The organism is Chloroflexota bacterium (assembly GCA_035652535.1).
Lineage (GTDB): Bacteria > Chloroflexota > UBA6077 > UBA6077 > SHYK01 > DASRDP01.
Genome location: DASRDP010000159.1, coordinates 1 through 8169 on the forward strand (window position 1 = coordinate 1; position 8169 = coordinate 8169).

The window sequence follows — 8169 nt, forward strand, 5'->3', positions numbered from 1 at the left end:
AGGGAAACGTCGGCTGCGAGTGTCCCGATACGATGGGTCATCGGACGGTCTCTCGTGTCCGCTCGGGTCTGTCGCCGTCCTCGCCGCGGCGCACCGTCCGGTGCGCCCGGCCCGCTCACTTCTCGAGGAATTGATACCCCACCGTTTCGTTTACGTCAATCCCGTTCCGGTCCGTTGTGAAAACGTTCACCCTTCTTCGAGCACATCGGCTCCCGAGTGTGCGCGCGTCGGGCCAATCGATCAGCTCGGCGGCGTGGCGATCGAGGGGATCGGGACCCAAGGATTGTTCGATTTGGTGCCGAGCTTCAGTTGACGCGGTCGCTCGAACGCGAGCGGGCGACTGTGTGCGCACGGCTTCAAAGGGGCGTTTTCTGGGCCGGGTCGCTCGTGCTGTTGGTCGCTTGCGCCGCTCCGCGGGAAGCCGCGCCGGGCGGGTCGAGTGACGCGGCGACGGCGCCGGCCGCAGCGAAGCGTATCACCGCGGCGATCCGAAGCGATCCCGCGATCCTCGCGCAGGCGCGAACCCTCCGGTCCGTCGGCTCGCTCCGGGGCCTGGGCGCCATCGAGGAGCTGACGGACGCCGGGCTCACGATGGTCGATGGAGACCGCAACAGGGTGCCGCAGTTCGCTGAGGCGGTCCCCAGCATCGAGGGTCCGGATCCGCGGACGATCGTCGTGACGTGGTCGCACCCCTTCATCGAAGCGAACCGCATGTTCAGCGACCGGATCGCGGGGCTCCCCCTCCCGAAGCCCGCCAGAGCAAGACCCTGGTCGTCTGCTGTATCTGTCACGCGGCTATCCATCACGACTGAGCGAAATAACGACGTTGGAGAGCTGGATCACGCGAAAGTTTCATGTCCAGTTCGGAGGGGGCCGACGGAAGCGTACTCAGAGCTGCCTCTGGACAACTCGCCGGCGGCCTACCCTCCCACACGAACGTCCAGAGCGACATCCTTCCGAAGACGACGTCCGCCGTCGCGGACTACGGGCGCCAGCTGGGCGACGGTGTGGACCAGTTGATGATCCGCGCCCCGCCCGCTACACTGGCGCCGTGCTCGAAGCCGCGGCCGCGGCGAAGCCGATCTCCGGAGGGGCGGATGCTGGTTCGACGTCGAGCCCGGTTCGCGGGGCTCGTGCTGGCGCTTCTCTTCGCCGGCTGCGCGGGAGACACGGGCAGCGCCCGGACGTCAACGTCGCCGAATTCCACGAGCGTTGAGCCACCGTCCGCCGCGCCGAAGCGGATCATCGCGGGCGTCATGGGCGTCCACTCGACGGCCAACAGCAAGACGATCGGCCCCGGCCGGCCACCCGGCTTCGACGCGCTCGAAGCCCTCGTGAGCGCCGGTGTCGCGAACGCCGACGACCATGGAAACCTTCGTCCGCAGCTCGCCGAGGCGGTGCCAAGCGTCGATAACGGGCTGTGGACCGTCGAGCCCGACGGGCGGATGCAGACGACGTGGAAGCTCAAGAGCACGGCCCTCTGGCAGGACGGCGTCCCGGTCACGACGGACGATCTGCTCCTCACGGCAGACGTGTCGCAGGATCCGGACCTGCCGAACTTCAGAGACTCGTCCGCCAAATACATCGAATCGATGGACGCGCGGGACGCCCAGACGCTGGTCGTCCACTGGAAGCGCCCGTTCATCGGAGCGGATTCGCTATTCACCGACATCCACATCGTCCCCCTGCCGGCGCACATCCTTCGCCAGCCGTACGAAGAGAACAAAGCGAACTTCCTGGAGCTGCCCTATTGGCGGGACGAATTCGTTGGCTCGGGCCCGTTCAAGGTGCGGGAATGGCAGCTCGGCACAAAGGTGGTGCTCGAGGCGAACGATCGGTATGTGCTCGGTCGACCGAAGGTCGACGCCGTCGAGGTGCGGTTCATCCCGGATCCGAACGCTCTCGTCGCCAACGTGCTGTCCGGCGAGATCGAGCTGACCATGGGCCGCGGACTGTCGCTCGAGCAGACGATCCAGGTCCGCGACGAGTGGCGGAACGGCAAGCCGGACGTGGCATACGATAGCTGGATCGCCATCTATCCCCAGATGCTGAACCCCACTCCGTCGGTCATCCTCGACGCGCGCTTCCGTCGCGCGATGCTCGAGGCCATCGACCGGCAAGAGATGGTGGAAACGATCCAGCACGGCCTCGTGCCCGTCGCGGACACGATCCTCGCCCCAACCGAGCCGGAGTATCCGGCGGTCGAGTCCAGCATCGTTCGGTATCCCTTCGACGTGGCGCTGGCCGCCCAGGGTCTCGAGGCGCTGGGCTATAGCCGGGGGCCGGATGGGTGGTACCGGTCTTCGGACGGCGAGCGGCTCGCGGTTCAGATTCGCTCGACGCCCGGGGACGTCCAGCAGAAGGGCATGATCAGCGTGGCGGACTACTGGCAGCGCATCGGGGTGGCGGTCGAGACCGTGGAGATCCCGCCGGCACGCGCCAACGATCGGCCGTACCGCTACACCCGGCCGGGGTTCGAGCTGCAACGGCAGCCGAACGCGCCGGAAGACATCGAGCGCTATCACAGCGCGCAGGCGCCGGTCCCGGAGAACAACTTCACCGGCACGAGCAAGAGCCGTTATATGAACGCGGACCTCGACGCGCTCATCGACGCGTTCTTCGCGACGATCCCCACCGGCGCGCGCGTGTCCATCTTCGCGCAGATCGTCCACCACATCTCGGATCAGGTCGTCCCGCTGCCGCTGTTCTACGACGCGAACGCCGCGCTCGTCGGAAATCGGCTGCAGAACGTGGCTGCGCGCCACGGACGGAACTCGACCGAGGCGTGGAACGCGGAGCTGTGGGACGTTTCAAGTCAATCCCGGTAAGCACGAGAGGAGAGACCGATGTCCGAGCTGACTCCCGAGCCAGGAACAACCGATCAGGTCCAGATCTTCGACGTACGCGAGGCGCTCACGCATCAAGACCACCTCCACGGGCGTGTGGATATGGCCACGTCGCCCAACAGCTATATCGCCGTCTTTCGAACCCCGCCGAGGGGCGGGGAGACCCACGTCCACTCGCACCCGGACTCGGACCAGATCCTTTTCGTCCTGGAGGGCGAGTGCACCGTCGAAGGGCTCGACGGGCGCTACACGCTGAGCCAGAACCAGGGCGTGCTGATACCCGCGGGCGTGAACTACGGCTTCACCAACACGACGGATCGAGACCTGATCTTTCTCTCGATGCGCACCGAGTCCACGGGCGGCCGGCGCGTGGCCTACGTTCCCAACGTACCGTCGGATGTGGCCGTCAAGATTCCGGTCGCGCTCATCGGGGCGAAGGGCATCGGGACTCACGTCTACGCGTATGCGATGGACCGCCACACCATCGGCATCTCGCCGCTGCTGACGGAGGACTGGAACAAGGGCTCGCTCTTGCGCATGAACTGCATCTACGAGAAGGCCGGCGACGATCACATCGTCGCGTTCCTGCCCGAGCGGATCGCCCGGTGGTACCGGCTATCGGACCTCCACGACGGCGACTATTCGCTGCTTCCGGACCCGGACAATACGCGCGTGCGAGTCGATCTGACCCCGCTGATCCAGCGCGAGGCGAGCTGCTGACGTAGCTCCGCAAAAGCTGAGGCGATCCGGACGCCATCGGCGGCGCAACGGCCGCGGGTGGTGTCCGATGCTATCTGGTATCCTTCTCCGCCACACCTCAGCTCCCGCGTTTCTCTGCGACGGCGTGATCGTTGCGAAGTGCAATTTCCTGTGGGGGGTCGATGGCGGAAGCGGTCGCCACGTTCATCGTGACGCTGATCGGCAATCTGGGCTATCCGGGGATCGTCCTGGCCATGGCCATCGAGTCCGCCCTCATCCCGCTGCCCTCGGAGATCATCATGCCCTTCTCCGGATACCTGGTCTCCACGGGCCGCTTCGATTTCACTCTTGTCATGATCTCCGGGGCGCTGGGCAACCTCCTTGGCTCGCTTGTCGCCTACGGTATCGGCTACTGGGGCGACGCGCATATCATCCGGTACGCGGTCCGACGCTACGGGAAGCTCGTCCTCATCACCGAAAGCGAGCTGGACGACGCCGAGCACCTCCTCCAGCGCTTTCAGGATTGGGTCGTCGTGGGCGGGCGTCTGCTGCCGGGGATTCGCACCGTGATCTCGCTTCCGTGTGGAATGTCGCGCGTCCCACTGGTCCGGTTTTCGGTGCTCACGTTCCTCGGCTCCGCCGTGTGGTCCGCGGTGCTGGCCTGGGTGGGATTGACCCTGGGTGAGCACTGGAACGCGCTGGAGCCGCTCTTCCGGAAGACCGACGCGGCGATCGCGGTCGGGCTGGTTATGCTCGCGGGCCTCTACGTCGCCCACAAGCTCCGTCGGCGCGCTCCCGCGTAGCTGAGACCCTTTTCGCGCTCCCTGACCCGGCTCGGGTGGCTCCCCGCCCTATCCGTCGCGGCCGCTGGGAACCATCACGCCAGCCCCCGCCGGCTCGCGCCGCTCCGGCTCCTCGCGCTCTGTGCGCTCGGCGTCGGTCGGGGTCGGCCCCTGTCCGCTCGGCTTCCGCCGCGTGATCCGGCGGACTCGCATCTGCAGGTCGTCGAAGATCGTGTACATGGCTGGGACGAAGACGAGGGTGAGGAGCGTCGAGGTCAACAGCCCGCCGATGAGGACGACTGCCGCGGATTTGAGCAGCTCGGACCCCTCTTCGAGCCCGCTGGCGATGGGCAGGAGCGCGGCCATGACGGAGAGGGTGGTCATGAGAATCGGCCGCAATCGCGTCGGTCCTGCCTCCAGCAGAGCCTCGGTTCGGCTCCGTCCGCGCGCGCGCAGGATCTCGGTGTAGTCGACGAGCAAGATCGCATTCTTTCCCACCAGGCCGAGGAGTACCGCCAGGCCCAGCAGGGAGAAGATGGTGAAGGGCGTCCGCGTGAGGGCCATGGCGCCCAGGGCCCCCACGGCGGCCAGCGGCAGGGACATGATCACGGCCAGCGGGAGCGTGAGGGAGCCGAAGAGCATCATCATCAGCATGTACATCAGCATCACGGCAACGCCCAGCGCGTGAATGATGTCGTCGAAGGCGGTGCTGCCCTGCTGGCCCTGCCCCGCGAAGGTGACGGCTGTGTTGGGCGGGGCTGGCAGGGCCTGGACGGACCGGAGCACCGCCTTCTGGACGTCGCCCACCAGCATCCCCTGCGCCGGCTCCGCGCCGATCGTGATCGCTCGGAGTCGGTTCACGTGGCGTATGGCGGAGGGGATCTCCCGCTGTTGGAGCGTCGCGAACTGGTCGAGGCGCACGATGCCGTTGTTGGCGGTCGAGACCGGCAGGGCGCTGATGTCCGCCAGCGTCGCCTTCTCACCGGTGGCGCTGAGCACCCGGATGTCGATGGCGCTGAGTCCTTCCCGGTGGAACTGGCTGGAGTTCGACTTGAAGCCGTCGATGGCGGTCCGGAGCGCGAGGCCGGCATTTTGTGGCGAGACGCCGAGGTCCGCTGCGCGGCGCCAGTCGACCTTGGCGCGGATCTGCGTCTGGCGGTTGTCGTAGCTGCTCTGAACGCTCGTCGCGCCCGGGGTGTTCTCGATGGCGCGCTGCACTTCGGCAGCGAACTGGTCGAGGGTCGTGGGGTCGGACCCCTGGACCTGCGCCTGAATGGGCTGCCCGCCAAAGCCGCCGAACCCGAAGGCGTTGGGCAGGCCAATCTGGATCTTGGCGGCGGGAATCGTACTGGTGAATATTCGCCGGAGCTCGTTTCCGATCTCCGACGACGGTCGGCTCCGCTCGCCCGGCGGCACCAGAAGCGCCGTGATCTGGGAGGCGTTCGATCCCGTATCGCCGCCAAACCCCGTGCTCGTGCGGCCGACGATGGAGAAGACGGTTCGAACCTCGGGGTGTGAAAGCAGCTCGCGTTCGACGTCGAGCGTCGCGGCGTTGGTCGTGGCGAGGCTCGTGCCCGAAGGGAGCGTCATGGTGATGTCGATCTCGCTCTGGTCTCCGCTCGGGAAGAAGTCATTCCCGATGAACCCCAACATGGGGAGGGCCAGGCCCGCCGCAAAGGTGCCGAATCCCGCGATGATCACGAGCCAGCGATGCGGGAGCGTGTGGTGCAGCAGCGCCGCGTATCGGCCCTCCACGAACCGAAACGCGCCGTCCCACATCCGACCAAAGCGGGCCATCGGGCCCCGCGCCGCCTCTTCGTCCTCCAGGCGCAGGAACCGGCTGGCCAGGAGGGGAGTGAGGGTAAATGACACGAGCAGCGACGCCAGCGTCGCAATCGCGATCGTGAGGGCGAAGGGCTGGATGAACTGGGCGGGGACGCCGCTGAGCATGACGGCGATGGGCACGTATACGACCACGTCCACGAAGGTGATCGTGAGCGCCGCAAGGCCGATCTCGCTTCGCCCGTCGAGGGCAGCCCGCTCGGAAAGCTTCCCCATCTTGAGGTGCCGAAAGATGTTTTCCAGCACGACGATGCTGTCGTCCACCAGGATCCCGACGCTGAGGGTCAGCGCCATCATGGTGAGCAGGTTGAGGTTGTAGTTCAGGCGGCCCATCACCACCATGGTCGTGAGAAGGGAGATGGGGATCGCGACCAGGACGATGAAGGTGCTGCGCCACGTGTGGAGGAAGAGGAGCAGGATGAGTCCGGTGCAGATCACCGCTTCCAGCAGGGCGCGCTGAACCGTGTGAAACGACTTGGACGTGTAGGTGGATGAGTCGACGACGACGTTCAGGTGCGTATTCGGCGGGAGCTGCGGCTCCATCTCCGCGATGGCCTGCTTCACTTCGTCGACCACGGTGATCGTGTTGGCCTGCGGCAGCTTGGCCACGACCAGCGCGATCCCCTCCTCGCCGTTCACGCGAACGATCGTGTCACGCTTCTGATAGGTGTCCTGGATGGTCGCCACATCCTGGAGCCGAATCGGGCCCGCCTGCGTCTGCAGCACGACGATGTCGCCGAGCTGCTTTGGATCCGTCACCAGGGCGTCGAAATACACGCTGAAGTCGCGTCCGCCCTGTGTCACCGTGCCGGCCGGCATCTCGAGCTGCTGGGCCTGAATGGCGTTGATGACGTTGTTGATGGAAAGACCGCTGGCCTGGAGCCGACCCTCGTCGACCAGGACGTGGACCTCGCGAACGATGCCCGAACGAATGTTGGTCGCGCTGACGCCGGGCAGCGAATCGAACTTCCGCTGGACGACGTCTTCGGCGAATCCCTCGAGGGTCGTCAGCGGCTGGTTGCCGGATAGGACGACCGTGGCGACGCCGAACGCGTTGATGTCGATCTTGGTCACCGTGGGCGGGTCGACCTCGGCCGGCAGCTTGGAACGCGCGCTGTTCACCACGCGCTCCACGTCCACCGAAACGAGATCGGCGTTTGCCGCGGTGGTGAACTGCACCAGCACCGTCGAGACGCCTTCTGAGGAGGTGGACGTGAGGCCGTTGTTGTCGATATTGGGAAGCGTGGCGATGGCGTCCTCGATGGGGCGCGTCACGTTGGCTTCGACGGTTTCCGCGTCAGCGCCGGGATAGACCGTCGTGACGAGGACCGATGGAAAGTTCACGTTGGGGGTGATGGCCACGCCCATCGTCGCGTAGCTGAACAGGCCGAACACGCCGAGGACGAACGCCACGGCAGTGACCACCAAAGGATTGCGGATGGCAAATTGGGTAACTCTCAAGTCCAGCCCCTTGGAAGCGGTTGGAAGCGGTTAGGGGTTTTGAAGGGCGTTGGATTCGATGGATGCCGCCAGAACGTGCTGGCTCCGCCGCAGCGCTTCCTCGGTGACCGGGCACTCGGCGTCCGGGTCGATGCCCGCGGCTGCGCGATATCGAGCCGCCGCCGCGATCAGGATCTTGGCAGCGTCCAGGACCGTTTGCAGCTCGTCCTCGTCGAGAACCGACAAAAGCTCCCGGGACTGCGACCGCGTGGCTTCGAAGAAGCGAACGACCAGCTGCTGGCCCGCCGACGATGGTCGGCACCGATGCTGCCGGCGGTCCAGCGGGTCCTCGCGTCGCTCGACTAGGCCGCGGTCCACGAGGCGCTCGACAAGGGTGCTGGCCGTGGCCGTCGTCACGTTCAGCCATCGCGCAAGGTCGGAGATGCGCGGGCCCCCGGAGTCCGTCTCCGCTGTGACGGCGAACATGATGAGGAGCGCTTTGAACTGGAGCATGGTGACGTCGATCTCGAGCAGAGGCGGTGGGTGCACTGCGAAGCGTG

Annotated in this window: 6 protein-coding genes; 3 read left to right on the top strand and 3 right to left on the bottom strand. The window is 66.2% G+C overall.

Annotated elements, in window-relative coordinates:
- Window positions 1-356 precede the first annotated feature (356 nt).
- Window positions 357-791: a hypothetical protein gene (locus VFC51_19675; GenBank protein HZT09250.1), complete on the bottom strand. Its 435-nt coding sequence runs from the start codon at window positions 789-791 to the stop codon at window positions 357-359.
- 306 nt (window positions 792-1097) lie between these two features.
- Here VFC51_19675 and VFC51_19680 point away from each other — a divergent pair, with 306 nt between their 5' ends.
- The 3 genes from VFC51_19680 to VFC51_19690 all read left to right on the top strand — a co-directional run bounded on the left by VFC51_19680 (window position 1098) and on the right by VFC51_19690 (window position 4348).
- A complete protein-coding gene (locus VFC51_19680) occupies window positions 1098-2828 on the top strand; it encodes an ABC transporter substrate-binding protein (protein ID HZT09251.1) in 1731 nt (576 codons plus the stop codon).
- Between the two features lie 18 nt (window positions 2829-2846).
- Window positions 2847-3566, top strand: a complete 720-nt coding sequence (locus VFC51_19685; GenBank protein HZT09252.1) for a cupin domain-containing protein — start codon at window positions 2847-2849, stop codon at window positions 3564-3566.
- Between the two features lie 161 nt (window positions 3567-3727).
- Window positions 3728-4348: a DedA family protein gene (locus VFC51_19690; protein ID HZT09253.1), complete on the top strand. Its 621-nt coding sequence runs from the start codon at window positions 3728-3730 to the stop codon at window positions 4346-4348.
- 48 nt (window positions 4349-4396) lie between these two features.
- Here VFC51_19690 and VFC51_19695 read toward each other — a convergent pair whose 3' ends face one another.
- Both VFC51_19695 and VFC51_19700 read right to left on the bottom strand, forming a co-directional pair.
- On the bottom strand, window positions 4397-7630 hold the full coding sequence (locus tag VFC51_19695; GenBank protein ID HZT09254.1) for an efflux RND transporter permease subunit: 3234 nt from the start codon (window positions 7628-7630) through the stop codon (window positions 4397-4399).
- Between the two features lie 30 nt (window positions 7631-7660).
- On the bottom strand, window positions 7661-8169 hold a 509-nt coding region (locus VFC51_19700; GenBank protein HZT09255.1), incomplete at its 5' end, for a MarR family winged helix-turn-helix transcriptional regulator.

Excerpts from the sequence above, each read along its gene's own strand:
- VFC51_19680 (HZT09251.1), top strand. The coding sequence starts at position 1,098 with ATGCTGGTTCGACGTCGAGCCCGGTTCGCGGGGCTCGTGCTGGCGCTT.
- VFC51_19685 (HZT09252.1), top strand. The coding sequence starts at position 2,847 with ATGTCCGAGCTGACTCCCGAGCCAGGAACAACCGATCAGGTCCAGATC.
- VFC51_19690 (HZT09253.1), top strand. The coding sequence starts at position 3,728 with ATGGCGGAAGCGGTCGCCACGTTCATCGTGACGCTGATCGGCAATCTG.